Origin of the sequence: Saccharothrix xinjiangensis (assembly GCF_039527585.1) — a bacterium.
GTDB classification, from domain to species: domain Bacteria; phylum Actinomycetota; class Actinomycetes; order Mycobacteriales; family Pseudonocardiaceae; genus Actinosynnema; species Actinosynnema xinjiangensis.
In genome coordinates this window covers 589,700-609,421 of sequence record NZ_BAAAKE010000001.1, presented here as the reverse complement: position 1 = coordinate 609,421, position 19,722 = coordinate 589,700, and the positions used below count along the sequence as shown (strand labels likewise).

The following is a 19,722-nucleotide window of genomic DNA, read 5'->3' as shown; positions in this document are numbered from 1 at the left end:
GTCCTGTGGCGCTCGTCGTCCAGAAGTACGGCGGTTCCTCGGTGGGAAGCGCCGAGCGGATCAAACGGGTGGCCGAGCGCATCGTCGCGACCCGGAAGGCGGGCAACGACGTCGTCGTCGCGGTGTCCGCGATGGGCGACACGACCGACGAGCTGCTCGACCTCGCGCGCCAGGTGTCCCCGGTGCCGCCCGCCCGCGAGATGGACATGCTGCTCACCTCGGGCGAGCGGATCTCCATGTCGCTGCTGGCGATGGCGATCAGCTCGCTGGGCGCCGAGGCCCGCTCGTACACCGGCTCGCAGGCCGGCGTGATCACCACGTCCGTGCACGGCAAGGCGCGCATCATCGACGTGACGCCCAGCCGCATCCAGGACGCGCTGTCCGAGGGGGCCATCGCGATCGTCGCGGGCTTCCAGGGCGTCAGCCAGGACAGCAAGGAGATCACCACGCTCGGCCGCGGCGGCACCGACACCACCGCGGTGGCGCTGGCGGCCGCCCTGAAGGCCGACGTCTGCGAGATCTACACCGACGTGGACGGCGTGTTCTCCGCCGACCCGCGCATCGTGCCGAACGCCAAGCGGCTGGAGACCATCACCTACGAGGAGATGCTCGAGATGGCGGCCAGCGGGGCCAAGGTGCTCATGCTGCGCTGCGTCGAGTACGCCCGCCGCTACAACGTCCCCGTGCACGTCCGATCTTCGTTCAGCAACAAGCCCGGGACCATCGTGTCCGGGTCAGTGGAGGACCTTCCCGTGGAACAGGCGATGATCACCGGCGTCGCGCACGACCGGTCCGAGGCCAAGGTCACCGTGACCGCGGTCCCCGACCTGCCCGGCATGGCGGCGCGGATCTTCCGCGTCGTGGCCGAGGCGGAGCTCGACATCGACATGGTCGTGCAGAACGTCTCCCAGGCCGTCTCCGGCCGCACCGACGTGACCTTCACCCTGCCGAAGGACGACGGCCCCCGCGCCGTGGCCGCGCTGGAGAAGGCGCGCGAGGAGATCGGCTTCGACCAGGTGCTCTACGACGAGCACGTGGGCAAGGTCTCGCTGGTCGGCGCGGGCATGCGCTCGCACCCCGGCGTGACCGCGCAGTTCTGCGAGGCCCTGGCCGCGGCCGGGGTGAACATCGAGATCATCTCCACCTCGGAGATCCGGATCTCGGTCATCTGCCGCGACACGCAGCTCGACGACGCCGTGCGCGCCCTGCACGACGCCTTCGAGCTGGGCGGCGACGAGGAGGCCGTGGTGTACGCGGGGAGTGGGCGATGAGCGCGGGTCCGGTCCTGGCCCTGGTCGGCGCCACCGGCGCCGTGGGCACCGTCATGATCGACATCATCAACGGCCGGGAGTCCGTGCCGTGGGGTGCGATCCGGCTGATCGCGTCGCCGCGGTCCGCGGGCAAGAAGATCACCGTGCGCGGCGAGGAGCTGACCGTCCAGGCGCTCGCGCCCGAGGTGTTCGACGGCGTGGACGTCGCGATGTTCGACGTGCCGGACTCGGTGTCCGCGGAGTGGGCGCCGGTCGCGGTGGCGCGCGGCGCGATCGCGGTGGACAACTCGGCGGCGTTCCGGATGGACCCCGAGGTGCCGCTGGTGGTGCCCGAGGTCAACGCGGACGAGGTCGTCAACCGGCCCAAGGGCATCATCGCCAACCCGAACTGCACCACGCTGTCGATGATGGCGGCGCTGGGCGCGCTGCACCGCGAGTACGAGCTGCGCGAGCTGGTCGTGGCCTCGTACCAGGCGGCGTCCGGCGGCGGCCAGGAGGCGGTCGACCGCCTGTACGCCGAGATCTCGGCGCTGGCGGGCAAGGACGTCGGCGTCCGGGCGGGCGACGTGCGGGAGGCGCTGGACGCGGCGGGCCTGCCGGTGTCCGATTCGCCGTTCCCCGCGCCGCTGGCGCTGAACGTGGTGCCGTGGGCCGGGTCCCTGAAGGACGAGGGGTGGACCAGCGAGGAGCTGAAGGTCCGCAACGAGTCCCGCAAGATCCTCGGCATCCCGGACCTGAAGGTGTCGGCGACCTGCGTGCGCGTGCCCGTGGTGACCACGCACTCGCTGGCGGTGCACGCGACGTTCGCCCGCGAGGTGACCGTCGACGAGGCGCACAAGCTCTTCGCGGCTCAGCCGACCGTCGTGCTGGTGGACGACCCGGCGGAGAAGCGGTTCCCGACGCCCGCGGACGTGGTGGGCGAGGACCCCACGTACGTGGGGCGGGTGCGGCAGGCGCTGGACTTCCCGAACACGCTGGACTTCTTCGTGTGCGGTGACAACCTGCGCAAGGGCGCGGCGCTGAACACCTACGAGATCGCGGAGGAGCTGGCGACCCGGCTCTGACCCGGCGCGCGGGCGCCCCGGTTCGCGCCGGGGCGCCCGCGCCCGCTCGGGCCCCGCGTCCGCTCAGACCCCGTCCCACACCTGGCTGGGCGTGCTGTAGCAGGTGTGGACGACCGCGGGCGTGCCGGTGGCGTAGGACTGGAGGTCCAGGCACTCGTCGCCGCCGACGTTGCGGATCTTGCCCGCGGCGGTCAGGACCCACTGCTGGCTCGGCGCGCTGTAGCACGGGTACAGGGTGGCCGGGGTGCCGCTCGCGTAAGAGGAGAGGTCGAGGCAGCTGCCGTTCGACCCGACGTTCACCAGGACCACCGTGACCGCTTCGGCGCCGGCCTCTTCCGCGCCGGCCGCGCCGGTGGGTGTGATCAGGGCGGCGCAGCTGCCGCCAACCAGCGCGGGAATCGTCGGTCCATGACTGCCTCGTATTCTGTGCGAGAAGAAATTTTCTCGATGAACTGCCTGGTCAGCCTGGGTGTCGGCAGGTCGGGTCGTCAATCGTCGGATTGGGTTCGGTATTTGTGCGATATTCCGACCCGGGGTTTTCTTTCCCCGTGGGTTGGCATTGTGCGTGTCACCGGTGTGCGCGCCGGGTAGGTTCATGACCATGGCTGAGGTGGTGCTCGCGATCGACCTGGGTACGACGGCGACCAAGGTCATCGCGGTCGACCGGCACGCGGGCGTGGTGACGTCGGCGGAGCGCGGTTACCCGATGCGCACGACGCCCTCGGGCGAGGCGACCCACGACCCGGACGAGGTGCTGGGCGCGGCGCTGGCCGGGTTGCGCGAGGTCGTCGCGCAGGGGCACGACGTGCGCGCCCTGGCGCTGACCGGCGCGATGCACACGCTGATCGGCCTGGGGCCCGACGGCCGGCCGGTGACGCCGTCGCTGAGCTGGGCGGACAACCGCGCCGTCGAGCAGACCGCGCGGTTGCGCGGCACCGCCGCGGGCCTGGAGCTGCACCGCGCCACCGGCACGCCGGTCCACACCATGTCGCCGCTGGTCAAGCTGGCGTGGTTCGCCGAGCAGGGCTTCTCCGCCGACCGGTGGTGCGGGCTGAAGGACTACGTGGCGGCCGAGCTGACGGGGCGGCTGACCACCGAGCACTCGTCGGGGTCGGCCACCGGCCTGATGGACCTCCGCTCCCTGACCTGGCACCCCGGCGCGCTGGAGTACGCGCGGGTGACCGCGGACCGGCTGCCGGAGCTGCTCGCGCCCACCGACTGGCTCCCGCTCGCCCTCGACGTGCCGGGGCTGGTGCGCGGCACGCCGGTCGTGCTCGGCGGCGGCGACGGGCCGCTGGCCAACCTCGGCGTCGGCGCGGTGGTGCCGGGCGTGGCCGCGGTGTCGCTGGGCACGAGCGGCGCGCTGCGGGTGGTCCGCGACCAGCCCGGCGTGGACGCCGGGGGACGCGTCTTCTGCTACGCCATCGCCGACGGCCTGTGGGTGCTGGGCGGCGCGGTGAGCAACGGCGGCGTGGTCGCGCAGTGGGCCTCGGAGGCGTTCGGCGCGGACGTGGTGACGCTGCTGGAGGAGGCCGCCGCGGTGCCGGTGGGCGCGGCGGGCGTGACGGCCCTGCCGTACCTGCTGGGCGAGCGCGCGCCGTGGTGGGACCCGGGCGCGTCGTCGGCCGTGGTCGGCCTGCGGCGCGAGCACGGTCGCGCCGAGGTGACCCGGGCGCTGGTGGAGGGCGTGGCGCAGCAGCTGGCGCTGGTGCTGGACGCGGTGCGGTCGGTGGCGGACGTGCACGCGGTGCGGGTGACCGGCGGCGCGTTCCGCAGCGACCTGTGGGCGACCGTGCTGGCCTCGGCGCTGGGGCTGGAGCTGGAGGTCGCCGAGGACAGCGAGGGCTCGGGCGTCGGCGCGGCGCTGCTGGCGTGGCGGGCGCTGGGCGAGCTGCCGTCCCTGACGTCGGCGGCGGACCTGATCAAGCCGACGAAGGTGGTCAAGCCGGACGAGGGGGCGGTGCGGCACTACGCGGCCGCCCGCCCCGCCGTGGAGCGGCTCTACCGGGCGTTGAGGGAGCTGGTCTAGCGCCCGCGGAGAAGCCGGTCACCTTTCGCTCGCCGACCGGGGGCGGTTGGGGATGCCGATCAGGACGTCTTTGCCCAGGTGCTCCTTGATCAGGTAAACCAGGTGGTTCCCGTCGATCAGTTCGATCCGGCCGTGCTCATGGGCCTTCTGCTTGCACCCGGAGGCGAACCAGGAGGTCGTGACCAGGACACCTCGACCCGCCTTCTTCTCCTCCATCGCGCCCGCGAGTTCGCGGATGTGGCTCACGCCGACCACTTTGCTGTACCGCTTGGCCTGCACGATGCTCAAGCCACCGACCAACGGGTCGCGTCGCACGATCACGGCGTCGACACCGTCGTCTTTGCTCTGCTCGGTGGTCCACCCCTCGGCGCCCTGCGCCTCGGAGACCTGGCGCACCAGGTGCTCGAAGTTGGTGGGTGACATGTCCATCAGGTCCGGACGGGTGTCCAGCGTCGCCACGGCGTCCAGACCTTCGACGAACTTGTACTTGGTCAGGTCGAAATCGATGATCGGCTGGATCGGCTCCAGCTCGTACGGGTGGTTGGACACGATTGCCTTCAAGCCCTGCACACACGCCTCGGGCTGCACGCGGTGCAGGTTGCCGTCCAAGGGAAAAGCGTCCCGCGCAACTTCCAAACTGAGGATGCACGGATATTCCTGTTCGCCGGTGACGGGGTTGACGGCAGGTACGTGCCCGTTGAACCCGATCGAGCCCAGGGAGGGATCCGCGTTGAAGAGATCGCGTAGGCACGGCAATGCCACCTGGCTCACGATGCTTCGGTAGAGCTCGGCCACCTCCCTGGGTTTGCGCGGGATATCCCGGATTTCGTCCTTGGTCGGCAGGTAGCGGTAGGAAGCGGTGGTCGGCACCACCTCGCGCGGCGGGAGTTCACAGCGCACCACCACTTGTTCGGAACGCGGGTTGTAGGTCACCTCGTACCTGCGTGGGAACTTCTCGGGCAGCGGGGCGGTTGCGAGCACCTCTGACAAGTAACGCTCAACGTGCTCCTTCTGCCGGTCCCGCACCCCTCGCCGGAAACCTTCGACCTGCTCGTTGTGCCGGGCGGCGTCCCGCAGGAGGGTTTCCCTCTCCGCGGCGTGCCCACTTGCCGAGATCGAGCTCGGGCAACTCGGCGTTCACCCGCATCCGGTTCCAGTCCAATGCCGCGGGGCGATCGAGTCCGTTGACCAGGATGCCGCCCAGCAGTTCAACCCTGTCCCGGAGCCCGATCGTCTTCTTCTCGGCTTCCCGCGCGCGTTGCTCGACGTGCTGTCGCTTCTTCTCTTTCTCCTCTGCCACGTGTCGCCGTTCCGCCGCTGCCCGCGCGCGTTCGGCCTCTCGGGCGAGTTGTTGCCGTGTTCTTTGCGCTCCCGTCGACCCTCGTCCGGTACGTGCCACGATCAACCCCCGCGTCTGTCGGTCGCCGGTTATCGAGGGCAAGGAGAACCGCCAGGTATTCGCCCTGGTCTGTTCGGGTGGTTGTGAACGCGGATGTCATGGTCCATGTCCCAGCGGTAGGCGTAGCCGCCGACGCCGACGACCTGGTCCCCGTCGACCTCGAAGATCCGGGTCTCGCGGTCGAGGCGCGTCTCCGGCTCCCGGACGCGCCGTTCCAGGTGTTCGACGCGCAGCCGCTCGCCGTAGGCGGCGGATTCGCGACCGCGCTCGTAGCCCTCGCGGTAACCCCGTTCACAGGCGTCCGCGAGAGTTCGCTCCTGCTCGGTGGTGTGGATCTTGCAGGCGATCGCCCGGCCGTGCACCTCCGCCTTGCACGGCAGGCCGCTGCGCGTGGGACGGCCGCAGGCGCCGCTGCGCGCCGGGCCCTCGTCCATGTCCTGTTGATCGGTCCTGGCGAATGCGACGTCACAGGGCGCCCGCGAGAGCGGTGCGGCGGTCCAGCGCGATCGTGCCCAGCGCGATCGCCACCGCGCCCAGCCCCGCCACCGCGAACCCCCACCCCGGCGCGGAGTGGTCGATCACGAACCCGGTGAACGGCTGCCCCAGCGCCACGCCCAGCGTGAACGCCGACCCCTGCAACCCCATCGCCACGCCCCGCGCCGAAGCGGGCGCGTGCTTCGTGATCGCCTCGCCGGTCGCGGTGATCGTCGGCGCGCACAGGAAGTTCGTCGGCACCAGGGCCAGCGACAGCAGCCACGGCGAGGCGCCGAACAGGCCGATCGGGATGGCCAGCAGCCCCATGCCGCCCATCAGCGCCCACAGCGGCGGCACGCGCGGCAGCGCGCCGTAGACGAAGCCGCCGGCCAGGGACGCCACGCACATCACCGCGACCACCGCGCCGGTCCACCCGGTGAGCCCGAGCTCGCGCATGGACGCCACCACGGACACCTCGACGCCGGACAGCACGAACGTGGCGCCGCCCGCGCTGATCAGCACGCCGACCAGCCGCCCGTCGAGCCACTGCCGGACCGGCACGCGCTCGCTGCTCTCGCCTTCGTGCCGCACCGGCGGGTCCACCACCCACAGGACCACGCCGACCAGCACCATCGCCGTGCCGATCGCCCACATGGCGGTCCGGCTGGAGGCCTGGGTCACCAGCGCCACGCCCAGCGCCGGGCCCGCCATGAACGCGACCTCGACGGCCATCGAGTCCATCGCCAGCGCGGCGCGCCGGCCCGGCTCGGGCACCAGGGCGGTCAGGACCTGCCTGCCCAGCGACATGACGGGCATGATGGTGATGCCGGTGAGGAAGCACGTGACCAGCAGCACCGGGTAGTCGAGCTGCGGCGCGACGAACCAGAAGACGCCCTCGGTGACGATCGACACGGACACCATGGCCCGCAGCCCGCGCCGGTCGACCAGCCGCCCCATCAGCGGCGAGCCCAGCCCGGCGCCGATCGTGCTGAGCGCGCCCACCAGGCCCGCCTCGCCGTAGCCGCGCTCCAGGCCGAGCAGCACGTGCATGGTGATGGTCATGCCCGCCGCCGTCGCCGGTATGCGCGCGACCAGCATCAACAGCATGAGACCGGGTACGCGCGGGGTGCGCAGGACGGCCAGGTAAGGGGCGACGTTCACGGGGCCATCTTCACCCGACCGGGCAACAACTTTAACGAGTCGTTTTCTTGACTGATTCAAAAGAACGTGATGGAGTGGTGGAGCCATGACCCCAGGACCTCGTGAACTGCTCAAGGACGCCGGGCTGCGCGTCACCGCGCCCCGGCTCGCGGTGCTCGACTGGCTCGCGGAGCACCCCCACGCCACGGCCGACCAGGTCGCCGAGGGCGTGCGGGCCAGGTTGGGCTCCGTGTCCACGCAGGCCGTTTACGACGTGCTGCACGCCTGCTCGGGGGCGGGGTTGTTGCGCCGGATCGAGCCCGCCGGGCACCCGGCGCGCTACGAGACGCGGACCGGCGACAACCACCACCACCTCGTGTGCCGGGCGTGCGGGCGGACCGCGGACGTCGACTGCGTCCACGGCGCCGCGCCCTGCCTGGAGCCGTCCTCGACGGAGGGCTTCACCGTGGACGAGGCCGAGGTCCTGTTCTGGGGCCTGTGCCCCGGTTGTCAAGGGCACTGACTGCCGCACCCACAAAAGGAGCTGGAAGCGTGACCCAAGCGCGTCACACCACCAACAACGCGGGCATCCCGGTCGCCAGCGACGACCACTCGCTGACCCTCGGTGCGAACGGGCCGATCCTGCTTCAGGACCACTACCTGATCGAGAAGAACGCCCAGTTCAACCGCGAGCGGGTGCCCGAGCGGGTCGTGCACGCCAAGGGTGGCGGCGCGTTCGGCCACTTCGAGGCGACCGAGGACGTCAGCCGCTTCACCAAGGCCGCGCTGTTCCAGCCGGGCGTGAAGACGGAGGCGCTGCTGCGCTTCTCGACCGTGGCCGGTGAGCTGGGCTCGCCCGACACGTGGCGCGACCCGCGCGGTTTCGCGCTGAAGTTCTACACGACGCAGGGCAACTACGACGTCGTCGGCAACAACACGCCGGTGTTCTTCCTGCGCGACCCGATCAAGTTCCCCGACTTCATCCGGTCCCAGAAGCGCCGCGCCGACACCGGCCGCCGCGACCACGACATGCAGTGGGACTTCTGGACCCTCCAGCCGCAGACCGCGCACCAGGTCACCTGGCTGATGGGCGACCGGGGCATCCCGAGGACGTGGCGCCACCAGAACGGCTACGGCTCGCACACCTACCTGTGGGAGAACGCGGCCGGCGAGAAGTTCTGGGTGAAGTACCACTTCAAGACCGACCAGGGCATCGAGACCCTGACCTCGGAGGAGGCCGCGCGGATCGCCGGCGAGGACGCCGACGCGCACCGCGCCGACCTGTGGCACTCCATCGAGCGCGGCGAGTTCCCGTCCTGGACGCTGCACGTGCAGGTCATGCCGTACGCGGACGCGGCGACCTACCGGTTCAACCCGTTCGACCTGACCAAGGTGTGGCCGCACGGCGACTACCCGCTGGTCGAGGTCGGCAAGCTGGTGCTCGACCGGAACCCGGCCGACTACTTCGCCGAGATCGAGCAGGCCGCGTTCGAGCCGACCAACCTGGTGCCGGGCATCGGCCCGTCGCCGGACAAGATGCTGGTCGGCCGGATGTTCGCCTACCCGGACGCCCACCGCTACCGCATCGGCGCGAACTACAACGAGCTGCCGGTGAACCGGCCGAAGTCGCCGGTGAACTCGTACTCCAAGGACGGCGCGATGCGGTTCACCAACGCGTCCGACCCGGTCTACGCGCCCAACTCCTACGGCGGCCCGCACGCCTCCGCCGCGACGGCCGGCGAGGTCACCACGACCTACGGCGTCGAGGACGAGGCCGTGCGCTCGGCCTACAAGCTGCACCCCGAGGACGACGACTGGGGCCAGGCCGGCACGTTGATCCGCGAGGTCATGGACGAGGCCCAGCGCGAGCGGCTGGTGAAGACCGTGGTCGCGCACGCGTCCAACGGCGTGTCCGAGCCGGTGCTGGAGCGCGTCTTCGAGTACTGGCGCAACATCGACAAGGAGACCGGCGACAAGATCGCCGCCGCCTTCGGCAAGTGATCCACCACGAGCCCGGCGCATAGCCCTGCCAGGTGAGGCCGTCCGGTTCCGGCACCGGGCGGCCTCTTGGCGTCCGCGGTCCCGGCGCTCACGGGCGCGGCGGGACGGGCAGGGCGGTCAGCCGGTGACCCCGGGGCCCGCCGCCGACCGGGCGCAGCTCGTCGGACGGGATGGCGAGGCGGGCACGCGGGAAGTCCGCGCGCAGCACCTCGACCACCACGCGCAGCTCCCCGGCCGGCCCGCCCACCCGCGCGGGGAGGGCGGGACCGCCCGCTAGGCCGTCTCGTGCACGTCCTGCCGCGAGTTGGCCAGCGCCAGCCCGGTGCGCAGGGACCCGACCGCCTCGGCGACGGCCTCCCGGAACACCCCGCCGACGCCGAGGATGTTCGCGAAACCGTGGAACAGCCCGGGGTGCCGCCGCAGCACCACCGGCACGCCCTGCTCGGCCAGCCGCGCCGCGAAGGCCTCGCCCTCGTCGCGCAGCGGGTCGAACCCGGCCGTCGCCAGGTACGTCGGCGGCAGGCCGCCCAGGTCCTCCGCCAGCAGCACCGACAGCCTCGGGTCGGTGTGGGACTCGCGCGACGGCGCGTAGTGGTCCAGGAACCAGTCCATCTTCTCGTCGGTGAGGAAGAACCCGCGGCCGAACAGGTCGCGCGACCGCCGCCGCACCGAGGCGTCCACCGCCGGGTAGAACAGCAGCAGGAACACGGGCTTGACCTCGCCCGCCTCCAGCGCGGTCACCGCCGCCAGGTTCCCGCCCGCGCTGTCGCCGCCCAGCGCGATCCGCCGCGCGTCGACGCCCAGCTCGCCGGCGTGCGCGGCCGCCCACTCGAACGCGGTCCGCGCGTCGTCCGCGGCGGCCGGGAACGGGTGCTCGGGCGCGAGCCGGTAGTCCACCGCCAGCACCCGCACGCCGCCCTCGACGGCCAGGAACCGGCACAGGTTGTCGTGGCTGTCGAGGTCGCCGCTGACCCACCCGCCGCCGTGGTGGTAGACCAGCAGCGGCGAGCCCGCGGGCAGGTCCGTCGGCTCGTAGAACCGCGCGCCGACGCCGCCCGCCGACAGCGCGCGCACCGCCACGCCGTCGATGACCGGCCCGCACACCAGCTGGGTGCTGCGCGACAGCGCGAGGCGGTTCGCCGCGGGTGTCGTCGTGCGCCAGTCCTCGCCGCTGAGCTGCTGCAACCGCAGCAGGAGCTGGGCCTCGGGGTGCAGCCGCTGGCCGTCGACGGTGATCGGGCGGCCGGTGATCAGCCGCCGCAGGGGAGCGGGCAGCCCGAACGCGAAGCGCAGGGCGCCGGCGAGGACGCCGGAGGGTACCGATTCGGCGAGCTTCGACATGAGGCCCACGTTACTAGCCGGTAGACCCGTAGGCGAGGAGTGGACCTCGACCTAGCTGGAGGTGGCAGTATCGATGACCATGACGGTCACCGTGGTGGGCATCGGCGGGTCCCTCCGCCCCAATTCGCAGTCCGAGCGCGCGCTGCGCATCGCGCTCGGCGGTGCGGCCGAGGCGGGCGCCAAGACCATCGAGGTCCGCGGGCCCGACCTGGTGCTGCCGTTCTACGACCCGGCGGTGCCCGACCGCGCGGACAACGCCCGCCGGCTGGTCGAGGCGCTGCGAGCGGCCGACGGCGTGGTGCTGGTCTCGCCCGGCTACCACGGCACGGTGTCCGGCCTCGTCAAGAACGCCCTGGACTACGTCGAGGACCTGCGCGACGACGACCGCCCCTACCTGGACGGCCGCGCGGTCGGCTGCGTCGCCACAGCCATGGGCTGGCAGGCGTCGGTGACCACGCTGACCGCGCTGCGGTCGATCGTGCACGCGCTGCGCGGCTGGCCGACGCCCCTGGGCGCGGCGGTGAACTCGCGGGAGGTCGACTTCGACCTCGAAGGCGGCTGCTCGGCGCCCTCGGTGGCCGACCAGCTTCGCACGATCGGGCGACAGGTGACCGAGTTCGCCGTGTCGAGGGCGGGATGAGCGGGTAGCTCTCACCCGAGGGCGTGAGCTGCCGCACCACCTGGTGTGGATCAGCGCCGGCGCGGCGTTGCACGGGTTGCCGGGATCAACCACCAGCTCAGAGGAGAGCGTCAGATGCAGGTGCTCTACACGGCGGAAGCCGTCGCGGTCGGCGACGGGCGCAACGGCGAGGTCCGCTCGTCCGACGGCGTGCTCGACGAGCAGTTGGCCACGCCGAAGGAGCTGGGTGGTCCCGGCGGCGACAAGACCAACCCGGAGCAGCTGTTCGCGGCCGGTTACGCGGCCTGCTTCCACAGCGCGCTGAAGGTGGCCGCCCGCCAGGCGAAGGTCCCGCTCGGCGAGACGACGGTCACCGCGAAGGTGGACCTGGGCCGCGAGGGCGAAGGGGGCTTCCGGCTCGGCGTGGCGCTCGTCGCCCACCTGCCGGGCGTCGATCAGGGCACGGCCGACCAGCTGGTCGGCGCGGCGCACCAGATCTGCCCGTACTCCAACGCCACTCGCGGCAACATCGAGGTGGCCGTCACCGCCACCGTCTGAAGGAGGCGTCAGGCAATGAGCAAGAGCCCGATCACCAGTTCGCTGTCCGAATCCGACAAGGCGGCGGTGGGCGCGGTCCTGCAGGCCACCCTGGTCGACCTGATCGACCTGTCGCTGGTCGCCAAGCAGGCGCACTGGAACGTGGTCGGCAAGAACTTCCGCAGCGTGCACCTCCAGCTCGACGAGCTGGTGACCACCGCGCGGACCTACACCGACGAGGTGGCCGAGCGGGCCGCCGCGCTCGGCATCTCGCCGAACGGCAAGGCCAGGACGGTGGCCGAGGGCTCGGGCGTGCCCGGGTTCCCGGACGGCTGGCTGAAGGAGGACGACGTCGTCGGCGCGGTCGTGACCGCGCTGGCCAAGCTGGTCGAGCGGCTGCGCGCGCGGATCGACGAGACCGACAAGTCCGACCTGGTCACCCAGGACCTGCTCATCGAGGTCACCAGGAACCTGGAGCAGGCGCACTGGATGTGGCAGGCCCAGCAGGCCTGACACCGGCGTCGCGGCGCGGCCATCGGGGTGACCCGGTGGCCGCGTTCCCCTGTCCGCCCCGGAATTGTCGGTCCCCACCTCTAGGGTGAGGAGAGTGAAGAGGGGATCACTTGGCGTAGTGGCCGCTGCGGCGGTCGCGATCGCGATGGGGGTAATCGCACCCTTGCCCGCCCACGCGGCGGGCAACGAGGTGCTGGAGATCAGGGGCGTGGCCCTGGGGCAGTGCCTGGAGCTGGCGCCGGACACGGGGCGGCTGCGCGTCGGGCCGTGCACGGGCGACGCGCACCAGAAGTGGGAGCGGGTCCCGCTGGCCGACGGCACGTTCATGCTGCGCAACCTCGGCTACCCGGAGTGCCTGTGGCGCACCAACAGCTTCACGTGCGACGACGAGGACATCCACCAGCGGGTGACGTTCGCGCCGGCCGGTGACGGGGTCGTCAAGGTGGTGGAGGCGACCACGGGCCTGGTCGCGGACACGAGGATCAACGACTCGCACGGCGTGGTCGGCGTGCAGAGCGTCGACACCGACCACCAGCGCTGGCGGGTGACCGTGCTGCCGGAGGTCGTCCCGCCGCCCGTGGACACGGCGGGCCGGCTGATCGAGATCCGGAGCACCAGCGACGGCACGTGCGTCACCAACGAGTCCTCGGTGCTGGTCAAGCTCCGGGCCTGCGCGGGCACCGCCGGCCAGCGGTGGCGGCGGGTCGAGCTGGGCGACGGGGCGTTCGCGCTGCGCAACGAGTCGGCCGACCGCTGCCTCCAGCTGTACAGCAGGGGCTCGCGCGTGGACACGTGGGACCCGTGCGACGTGGCCGACCCGCGGCAGCAGTGGCGGTTGGAGGGCGACCCGCTCGGCCGCCACCGCCTGCGCAACGCCCACAACGGCGACTACGCGACGCCCTTGGGCGACGGGGTCACGACCTACCAGCTCTCGCCCGGCCTGACCTGGCAGAAGTGGGTGCTGACCGTCGTGTCCTGACCGCCGTGACCTGACCGCGGGTGCTCTCCGGTGGACCGTTCCCGGTCCACCGGAGAGCACCCGCGCCTCAGCCCAGCACGCGCCGCACGAACGCGACCTCCGCCGCGGTCTGCCGGATGGTCTCCGCGACCACCAGCGAGCCGTGGCCGGCGTCGTACCGGTACACCTCGTAGGTCGCGCCCCGCTCGGCCAGCCGGTCCAGGTAGTTGTCGATCTGCCGGATCGGGCAGCGCGGGTCGTTCTCGCCCGCCAGCACCAGCACGGGCGCGCGCACCGCGTCCACGTAGGTCAGCGGCGAGCACTCGCGGTACCGGTCGGGCACCTCCTCCGGCGACCCGCCGAACAGGGCCCGGTCGAACGCCCGCAGCGGCTCCATCTCGTCCTCGTACGCGGCCAGGTAGTCGGCCACCGGCACGCCGGCGACGCCCGCCGCCCACCGCTCGGGCTGGGTGCCCAGCGCGAGCAGGGCCAGGTAGCCGCCCCACGACGCGCCGTTGACCACGCACCTCGCCGGGTCGGCGAACCCGGAGGAGACGGCCCAGTCGTGCACCGCCGCCACGTCCTCCAGCTCGGTCAGGCCCGGCCTGCCCTCGATCGCGTCGCGCCACTTCGAGCCGTAGCCGGTGGAGCCGCGGTAGTTGACGTGCACCACGGCGTACCCGGCGTCCAGCCACACCGCGCGGTAGGCGGAGAACCGGTCCTCGTCGGCCGAGTGCGGCCCGCCGTGCAGGTGGAACACGGTCGGCAGCGGGCCCTCCGGCGCGCCGTCGGGCCGTGCGACGAGGGCGTGCACCTCGCCGACGAACACGTCCTCCAGGGCGGTCGACCCCGGCGCCCCGTGCCCGGGCGGCGAGAGCAGCACCCGCTCGTCGCCGTCCACGCCGAGCACCCGCACCACGCCGGGTCGGGCCGCCGAGGACCACGAGTACTCCACCGAGCCGTCCGGGCGCACGTGCGCGCCGCCGACCGTGCCCGGCGGGGTGGCCAGCGCGGTCAGCTCGCCGGTGTCCAGGTCGTAGCGGTGCAGCGTGTTGCGCGCCCGGAAGGTGTGCGCGACCAGCAGCGCCCGCGCGTCCGGGTACCAGTCGGCGCTGATCTCGCCGGGCAGGTCGATCACGACCTCGGTCTCGGCGCCCGCGGCGACGTCCCAGATCAGCAGCTCGTCCTTGCCGCGCCGCTCGTGCCCGACCAGCAGCCGGTTGTCGCCGCGCACCGGGCTGAACGCGATCGCGTCGAGGCCCTTGCCGGGGCCGTCCCACTTCTCCGCGACCCGCTCGCCGGTCGGCGTCACCACGCGCAGCGCGGCGTGCCGGTTGTCGCCGTGCTCGGAGTGCGACAGCGCGATCAGCGTCTCGTCCTTGGACAGCGCGGACACGCCGCCGTCGTTCTCGTGCCGGTAGACCACCTCGGCGGGGCCGCCGCCGCGCGAGACGTGCACGGTGGTGCCGTCGTCGGTGGAGGTGCCGACGACGACCACGTCGTGACCGATCTCCAGGCCCGCCGGGTACCCCGCGGGCACGCCCGGGACGGCGGGCTCCGCGTCGCGGCCCGCGCCGAACGGCTCGCCCACCCAGGTGCCGAACTCGTCGCCGTCGGTGTCGTCGAACCACCAGATCGCCTCGCCGTCGGGCGTGAGCGCGGCGTGGGAGGTGCCGTTCGGGCGGTCGGTGACCTTCCGGTGGGTGTCGGCGGCCCGGTCCCAGGCGTAGACCTCCCACACGCCGCTCGCGTTCGACAGGTACAGGTTGCGGTCCGGCGCGTCGTCCGCCCAGCCGGGCAGGCTGACGCGCGGCGCGGTGAAGCGGGCGCGCCAGCGCGCCTCGGCGTCTGCGTCGGGGAACAGCGGGTCGGGGATGTCGGCGGTCGGGTGCGTCGTCACGCCCCCGATCCTGCCGGCTTCACGCCGGTGACCAGGTAGTAGTCGAGCAGGCCGCGCTCGGCTGCCCGCCGGTAGGCGCGGTCCCACCCGTTCGGGTGAAGTCCGAGTTCGAGCCAGCGGTCCAGGCCCCGCCACACGTGCTCGCCGATGCTCGTCGCGGTCACGTCCGCGAACCCGGCGGCGCGCAGGTGGCCGAGCACGTCGTCGACGGGGTGGGCCAGGTCGAGGCCCCTGGCGAACGACCGGACCAGCCGGACCAGCTCCGGCACGGCGGCCGCGGTGGTGGCGAAGAACGTGGTCAGGGCCAGTCGGCCGCCGTCGACGAGCACGCGCGCGCCCTCCCGCGCGAAGCCCGGGACGTCCTCGAAGTGCTGCGCGGCCTCCACGGACAGCAGGCGGTCGAAGGAGGCGTCGGCGAACGGCATGTCGTGCGCGGCGCCGCAGGTGAACGCCACGCGGGGGTCGTCGTTGGCCGCGGCGGCGCGAGCCACCTGCTCCGGCTCCAGGTCCAGCCCGCGGACCAGGGAGGGGTCGTGCCGCAACGCGAGGCGGGCACCCACGCCGCGCCCGGAGCCGACCTCCAGGACGCGGTCGCCGGGACGGGTGGCGAGGGCGTCGAGGACGACGTCGTAGAGGGCTTCCTGGGTGGCGACGCGCTGCTCGGTGGTCAGCTCGCCGGCGAGGTCGACGTCGCGCCAGTAGCCGAAGTTGATGAAGCCGCCGGCGAACACGGGCAGGGCCGCCAGGTCGCCCTCGCCGTACATCCGCCGACGCAGGGCGTCGCGTTCCGCGCGATCTGTCACCCCCTGATTCATGGTTATCGGAGGGCAAAAAGCAACTCAGAGTGACCACTCGGATTCGCTCTCAGCGGTCCAGCTCCTCCTCGAAGATCCGCTCCACGGTCAGCGAGGCGTGGCGCAACCCGCGGACCGCGAGGGCCGAAACCGCGAGGAGGACGCCCGCCACGAGGCCGGACAGGGGCGAGGACAAGATCGCGACGGCGCCCGCCAACCCCAGGACGACCTGCGACCACAGCAGGAGGGAGAGCCGGTTCCTGGCGGTGGGGCGGGCGGCGGAGGTGATGCTCATGTGACTCTCCTCGGCTGGTCGGCGCCGGACCTCGGACCCCGGTCCCGGCGCACTGCCTCGTCGTCGCATGGATCTTGATGGCCGTTACGTTCAGTGAGTTGAATCGTCAACTGTTCACTCGATCGGTGTAACAGAACGTGACGACTCTTCGTCTCTCCCGCTGGTTTCCGTATGGCAACAGCGGGGAGTAATGCGTAACGCCCACGTTCGGACGAACGAAGTCCCGGACATACGCACCCGAACAGGGGAGGTCTGACCGATGATCGAGAACACGGTTCGACAGGGCGGCCGCGTGCCGTGCGTGGACGCCCTGGGTCGTCGACGGACCCTTGAGGTGTCCCTGACGGAAGACGGCGACGTGTGCATCCACACCCCGCCCGGCGAGTCGGCCAAGCTCGACTGGAACGAGGTCGGGGAACTGCTCCGCAAACTGGCCGAACTGCGCCCGCACGCGCGCTAGCGGTGCCTCGTGGGGGTGCAACCCCCACGCCCCGACCCGGGGCTGCGCCCCTCGGCGTGGCTACGGCGCTCCGCGCTCGCGCTGCGCCCCCGATGCCTTTCGCGTGTGGCTTCGGGGGCGCGCGTCAGGGGTGTGTCCGGGATTCGGTCGGGTCGAGGGCCAGGTGGTTGAGCTGTCGGAACTTGTCCTGGTAGGCGGTGACGAGTTCGGGTGCGTCGTGGAAGGTGGTGGCCAGGTCGGTCTCGACGTGGACCATCGGCCGGGCGGGTGGCTGGAGGGTGAGCAGCGTGGCCGGATGGCACAGGGCGGCGCTCAGTGGTTGGTGTCGCGGGATGACCCGGATGACCGTGTTCGGAGTTCCGGACAGCAGGGTCAGGTGCAGCAGCTGGTCCCGCATGACCAAAGTCGAGCCGACCACCGCACCCAGGGCGGCTTCGCGGAGGAAGACCGTCACCCTGCGCCAGGAAGGGGTCGCCAGGCTGCTTTGGCGCTCCAGTCGGGCGGTGACGGTTTCTTCGTCGTCGGTCAGGGCTCGGGTGTAGTCGTCGGTCTGGACGAGGGCGGGGATGCCGACCGGGTCGTAGGAGGTGACCGTGGTGGCCTGTTCCTCGTCCGTGCGCAGGCCGAGCAGGGTGTCCGGTGAGCTGTCGTGCACGCGCACGAAACTGCCGGTGTCGGGTGATGCGGCCAGCGCCATGATGCGTTCACGCATCGCTTTGTCCACGCCGCAGGCGCCGAGCAGGAAGGCGATCTCCTGCGGGTGCGTGTGCCGCGTGCCGCGCTCCAACTTGGACAACTTGCCCGCCGACCACGCCAAGGTCTCCAACAACTCCTTGAACGGGATCTCCGACCGCTTCCGGACCAGGCGCAGGTAAGCGCCCAGCTCACGACTGTGCGCGGTGCTCGGTCGAGTGCTTTCGTGCGAGGTTTCCACTGGCGTCCTCCATCGGGAGAAATCACTTTCGGTCGCCCTGGGAAGATGGCAGGACCGGCGGCCGCGTGGAAGTGGCGGAATTGCAGAGGAAATCCGAATGGAAGACCGGGCTGGGACGTGTTGTCCCAGTCCGGTTACACGATCGTGGCTATCCGCACAGTTAAAGGTCGATGTTCAACCGGTCGGCGAGTTGCAGCAGCGGTGTGCGCTTCCGCCGTGCCCTGTCCGCCAGTTCGCGCGCGGTCTGGCGGCTCAAGGTGTGGTAGCGCATCCACTCCGGCGCGATGCCCTCGGCGGCGAGGAGTTGAGCCGTGGCCGCTTCGTCGTGGCCCAGTTCGCTGTGCGCGATCGCGACGTCGAACAGGTGCCGCGCTTTGAAGGTCGGTGAGACCCACCCGTTCGTGGGCACCGCCTCGGCGAGTTCCAGGGCGTGCTCGAAGCGCTCGCCCTCCACCGCCGCGTCCACGGCGGCGATCCCGGCGTTCGTCGGCCCGAACGACGTGGCGTAGAGGTGGTGGTCCTTGCCGACCCGGGCGGCGGCCGCGCGTGCCAGGCTCAGGTGCTCCTCGGAGCGGTCGGCCTGCTTGTTCCGCACGGCGGCGGCCTCCGCGTCGTCCAGCCGCCCCTGCTTGAAGAACACCCACGACAGCGCCGACACGTTCATCGCCTGGAGCAGCTCGTCGCCGTCGACCGCGCGGGCGATGCGCGTCAGCGAACTCATGCTCGCCGTGTGCCGCACGCCCTGGTCGAGCTTGCGGACGAGGTCGACGCTCACGTCCGCCTTTTCGGCCAACTGCTCCTGGGCGAACCGGCGTCGTGTCCGGGCGCGCTTGATGCGCTCGCCGAGACTCAGGTCATCGGACACGGGCCGGGCGCCTCCCTGCCGGGACGGATGGGACCGCAGGTCAAGAATGCGCAGGTCAGAGGCACAACGAATGGCTGATGGAAGGTAGGACGTGGTGTCCTAGGAGCTGGGTCGGGACTGTTGTACCGGCCTGAAGTGGCCCGTGTTGACGACAGGAGAGCGAGGACAGGCAGTCGACGGACGTCGATCAAGCGAAGCAAGCGGCTCGTGAGCGTGTCCGGTCGTTGCCGGAGGAGCACCGAGCCGTCCCTCCTGGCGTCTTCGGCCGCATCCCGTCCTTCCGCGGAGCCCGGGAAGCCGCCGACCGCTTGGCCGAGCTGCCCGAGAGCGCGCACGACTTCCGCGTGGACGTGGTGGTCACCCCCGAGGACGTCATCCGGTGCCCGGACCAGAGGCGTCCGCGGGGGCTGCTCTGGGACGACCTGCCGGCCGAGAAGGTCGCGGCGATCCCGGTCCTGGCGGCACGCCGGAGGTCGGGCGGGTGCGCCGCCGGAACAGCGACCACCCGGGCGCCGGCGACGGACGTGGATCAGGCCGGCCCGCGCCCGCGCACGAGCGGCAGGAAGACCTCGTCCACGATCTCCACGAGCGTGTCATCCGGCACGGAAGCCAGGCCGCGCGTCACGTACTCGTTGCGCAGCAGCGCGATCGCCACCGTCGCCACCCTCGGGTGCAGTGCCTCCGGCGACGCCTCGCCCCGCCGCACCGCGCGCCCCAGCAGGGTCAGCCACGGCCCCGCGGCCGCGTCACCCAGCCTGCCCTGGATCTGGGCCAGCAACTCCGGTTCGTCCGCGATCCCCGCGAGCAGCCCCCGCAGCACGTCGCCCCGCGGCGACCCCAGGTCGTCGTTGACCTTGCGCAGCACCGCCAGCGCGTCGCCGCGCAGGCCGCCCGTGTCCGGCGGGCGCAGCTCCTCCTCCGCGAGCTGCCGGTAGGCGGCCACCCCGAGCGCCGCCCGGTTCGGCCAGCGCCGGTAGATCGCGTTCTTGTTCGTGCCCGCGCGCTTCGCGACGCGGTCCATGGTCAGCCCCGCGTAACCGGCCTCCAGCAGCTCGGCCACCGCGGCGTCCAGGATCGCCCGCTCCAACGCGGCCCCGCGCCGCCGCCCCTGGCCCTCCACAGAACCTC

23 protein-coding genes are annotated in these 19,722 nt (G+C 71.9%); 10 read left to right on the top strand and 13 right to left on the bottom strand.

Translation table 11 applies throughout. The annotated features are described in order from the left end of the window. Positions 1–5 precede the first annotated feature (5 nt). Entirely contained in the window at positions 6–1,271 is a 1,266-nt protein-coding gene (locus ABD223_RS02880) for an aspartate kinase (protein ID WP_344034233.1), read from the top strand. After that, entirely contained in the window at positions 1,268–2,335 is a 1,068-nt protein-coding gene (locus ABD223_RS02875) for an aspartate-semialdehyde dehydrogenase (protein WP_344034232.1), read from the top strand. Before ABD223_RS02880 ends, ABD223_RS02875 begins: the two co-directional genes overlap by 4 nt. Before the next feature lie 63 nt (positions 2,336–2,398). On the opposite strand, the gene ABD223_RS02870 is transcribed toward ABD223_RS02875, so the two are convergent. Further along, on the bottom strand, positions 2,399–2,635 hold the full coding sequence (locus tag ABD223_RS02870) for a ricin-type beta-trefoil lectin domain protein (protein ID WP_344034231.1): 237 nt from the start codon (positions 2,633–2,635) through the stop codon (positions 2,399–2,401). Positions 2,636–2,936: 301 nt separating this feature from the next. Here ABD223_RS02870 and ABD223_RS02865 point away from each other — a divergent pair, with 301 nt between their 5' ends. Then, positions 2,937–4,364 (top strand): gluconokinase, encoded by a 1,428-nt coding sequence (locus ABD223_RS02865; RefSeq protein ID WP_344034230.1) that lies wholly within the window; start codon positions 2,937–2,939, stop codon positions 4,362–4,364. 18 nt (positions 4,365–4,382) lie between these two features. Here ABD223_RS02865 and ABD223_RS02860 read toward each other — a convergent pair whose 3' ends face one another. From ABD223_RS02860 to ABD223_RS02845, 4 genes are all read right to left on the bottom strand, one after another. Beyond that, on the bottom strand, positions 4,383–5,297 hold the full coding sequence (locus ABD223_RS02860) for a restriction endonuclease (protein WP_344034229.1): 915 nt from the start codon (positions 5,295–5,297) through the stop codon (positions 4,383–4,385). 64 nt (positions 5,298–5,361) lie between these two features. Beyond that, on the bottom strand, positions 5,362–5,664 hold the full coding sequence (locus ABD223_RS02855; protein ID WP_344034228.1) for a hypothetical protein: 303 nt from the start codon (positions 5,662–5,664) through the stop codon (positions 5,362–5,364). Between the two features lie 128 nt (positions 5,665–5,792). Further along, positions 5,793–6,197, bottom strand: a complete 405-nt coding sequence (locus tag ABD223_RS02850) for a hypothetical protein (protein WP_344034227.1) — start codon at positions 6,195–6,197, stop codon at positions 5,793–5,795. 31 nt (positions 6,198–6,228) lie between these two features. Next, positions 6,229–7,398 carry an MFS transporter gene (locus ABD223_RS02845; RefSeq protein ID WP_344034226.1) on the bottom strand — a complete coding sequence of 390 codons (1,170 nt, stop codon included), beginning with the start codon at positions 7,396–7,398 and terminating at the stop codon, positions 6,229–6,231. Between the two features lie 85 nt (positions 7,399–7,483). On the opposite strand from ABD223_RS02845, the gene ABD223_RS02840 reads away from it, so the two are divergent. Then, positions 7,484–7,900, top strand: coding sequence for a Fur family transcriptional regulator (locus ABD223_RS02840; RefSeq protein ID WP_344034225.1), 417 nt, complete (start codon positions 7,484–7,486; stop codon positions 7,898–7,900). A 29-nt stretch (positions 7,901–7,929) separates the two neighbouring features. Next, positions 7,930–9,378 (top strand): catalase, encoded by a 1,449-nt coding sequence (locus ABD223_RS02835; protein ID WP_344034224.1) that lies wholly within the window; start codon positions 7,930–7,932, stop codon positions 9,376–9,378. Positions 9,379–9,466: 88 nt separating this feature from the next. On the opposite strand, the gene ABD223_RS02830 is transcribed toward ABD223_RS02835, so the two are convergent. Both ABD223_RS02830 and ABD223_RS02825 read right to left on the bottom strand, forming a co-directional pair. Then, positions 9,467–9,598 (bottom strand): hypothetical protein, encoded by a 132-nt coding sequence (locus tag ABD223_RS02830; RefSeq protein ID WP_344034223.1) that lies wholly within the window; start codon positions 9,596–9,598, stop codon positions 9,467–9,469. A 53-nt stretch (positions 9,599–9,651) separates the two neighbouring features. Continuing rightward, positions 9,652–10,719, bottom strand: coding sequence for an alpha/beta hydrolase (locus ABD223_RS02825; RefSeq protein ID WP_344034222.1), 1,068 nt, complete (start codon positions 10,717–10,719; stop codon positions 9,652–9,654). Positions 10,720–10,798: 79 nt separating this feature from the next. Here ABD223_RS02825 and ABD223_RS02820 point away from each other — a divergent pair, with 79 nt between their 5' ends. The 4 genes from ABD223_RS02820 (at position 10,799) to ABD223_RS02805 (ending at position 13,367) form a co-directional block, all read left to right on the top strand. Then, positions 10,799–11,359 (top strand): NADPH-dependent FMN reductase, encoded by a 561-nt coding sequence (locus tag ABD223_RS02820; RefSeq protein ID WP_344034726.1) that lies wholly within the window; start codon positions 10,799–10,801, stop codon positions 11,357–11,359. A 114-nt stretch (positions 11,360–11,473) separates the two neighbouring features. Further along, positions 11,474–11,896 (top strand): organic hydroperoxide resistance protein, encoded by a 423-nt coding sequence (locus ABD223_RS02815; protein WP_344034221.1) that lies wholly within the window; start codon positions 11,474–11,476, stop codon positions 11,894–11,896. A 15-nt stretch (positions 11,897–11,911) separates the two neighbouring features. After that, positions 11,912–12,388 carry a Dps family protein gene (locus ABD223_RS02810; protein ID WP_344034220.1) on the top strand — a complete coding sequence of 159 codons (477 nt, stop codon included), beginning with the start codon at positions 11,912–11,914 and terminating at the stop codon, positions 12,386–12,388. A 163-nt stretch (positions 12,389–12,551) separates the two neighbouring features. Then, entirely contained in the window at positions 12,552–13,367 is an 816-nt protein-coding gene (locus ABD223_RS02805; RefSeq protein WP_344034219.1) for an RICIN domain-containing protein, read from the top strand. Between the two features lie 67 nt (positions 13,368–13,434). On the opposite strand, the gene ABD223_RS02800 is transcribed toward ABD223_RS02805, so the two are convergent. The 3 genes from ABD223_RS02800 to ABD223_RS02790 all read right to left on the bottom strand — a co-directional run bounded on the left by ABD223_RS02800 (position 13,435) and on the right by ABD223_RS02790 (position 16,335). After that, positions 13,435–15,246 (bottom strand): S9 family peptidase, encoded by a 1,812-nt coding sequence (locus tag ABD223_RS02800; RefSeq protein WP_344034218.1) that lies wholly within the window; start codon positions 15,244–15,246, stop codon positions 13,435–13,437. Then, entirely contained in the window at positions 15,243–16,049 is an 807-nt protein-coding gene (locus ABD223_RS02795; RefSeq protein WP_344034217.1) for a class I SAM-dependent methyltransferase, read from the bottom strand. Before ABD223_RS02795 ends, ABD223_RS02800 begins: the two co-directional genes overlap by 4 nt. 61 nt (positions 16,050–16,110) lie before the next feature. After that, positions 16,111–16,335, bottom strand: a complete 225-nt coding sequence (locus tag ABD223_RS02790) for a hypothetical protein (RefSeq protein WP_344034215.1) — start codon at positions 16,333–16,335, stop codon at positions 16,111–16,113. Positions 16,336–16,594: 259 nt separating this feature from the next. On the opposite strand from ABD223_RS02790, the gene ABD223_RS02785 reads away from it, so the two are divergent. Then, positions 16,595–16,795, top strand: coding sequence for a hypothetical protein (locus ABD223_RS02785; RefSeq protein WP_344034214.1), 201 nt, complete (start codon positions 16,595–16,597; stop codon positions 16,793–16,795). A 124-nt stretch (positions 16,796–16,919) separates the two neighbouring features. Here the strand turns inward: ABD223_RS02785 and ABD223_RS02780 are convergent, their stop codons facing one another. The 3 genes from ABD223_RS02780 to ABD223_RS02770 all read right to left on the bottom strand — a co-directional run bounded on the left by ABD223_RS02780 (position 16,920) and on the right by ABD223_RS02770 (position 19,714). Next, positions 16,920–17,729, bottom strand: coding sequence for a helix-turn-helix domain-containing protein (locus tag ABD223_RS02780; protein ID WP_344034213.1), 810 nt, complete (start codon positions 17,727–17,729; stop codon positions 16,920–16,922). 160 nt (positions 17,730–17,889) lie between these two features. Further along, on the bottom strand, positions 17,890–18,594 hold the full coding sequence (locus tag ABD223_RS02775; protein ID WP_344034212.1) for a helix-turn-helix domain-containing protein: 705 nt from the start codon (positions 18,592–18,594) through the stop codon (positions 17,890–17,892). A gap of 529 nt (positions 18,595–19,123) precedes the next feature. Next, positions 19,124–19,714, bottom strand: a complete 591-nt coding sequence (locus ABD223_RS02770; RefSeq protein ID WP_344034211.1) for a TetR/AcrR family transcriptional regulator — start codon at positions 19,712–19,714, stop codon at positions 19,124–19,126. Positions 19,715–19,722 lie beyond the last annotated feature (8 nt).

Bases quoted from the DNA above. Each gene is read 5' to 3' on its own strand.
- ABD223_RS02875 (WP_344034232.1), top strand. From the start codon at position 1,268: ATGAGCGCGGGTCCGGTCCTGGCCCTGGTCGGCGCCACCGGCGCCGTG.
- ABD223_RS02865 (WP_344034230.1), top strand. From the start codon at position 2,937: ATGGCTGAGGTGGTGCTCGCGATCGACCTGGGTACGACGGCGACCAAG.
- ABD223_RS02850 (WP_344034227.1), bottom strand. From the start codon at position 6,197: ATGGACGAGGGCCCGGCGCGCAGCGGCGCCTGCGGCCGTCCCACGCGC.
- ABD223_RS02840 (WP_344034225.1), top strand. From the start codon at position 7,484: ATGACCCCAGGACCTCGTGAACTGCTCAAGGACGCCGGGCTGCGCGTC.
- ABD223_RS02825 (WP_344034222.1), bottom strand. From the start codon at position 10,719: ATGTCGAAGCTCGCCGAATCGGTACCCTCCGGCGTCCTCGCCGGCGCC.
- ABD223_RS02820 (WP_344034726.1), top strand. From the start codon at position 10,799: ATGACGGTCACCGTGGTGGGCATCGGCGGGTCCCTCCGCCCCAATTCG.
- ABD223_RS02815 (WP_344034221.1), top strand. From the start codon at position 11,474: ATGCAGGTGCTCTACACGGCGGAAGCCGTCGCGGTCGGCGACGGGCGC.
- ABD223_RS02810 (WP_344034220.1), top strand. From the start codon at position 11,912: ATGAGCAAGAGCCCGATCACCAGTTCGCTGTCCGAATCCGACAAGGCG.
- ABD223_RS02790 (WP_344034215.1), bottom strand. From the start codon at position 16,335: ATGAGCATCACCTCCGCCGCCCGCCCCACCGCCAGGAACCGGCTCTCC.
- ABD223_RS02785 (WP_344034214.1), top strand. From the start codon at position 16,595: ATGATCGAGAACACGGTTCGACAGGGCGGCCGCGTGCCGTGCGTGGAC.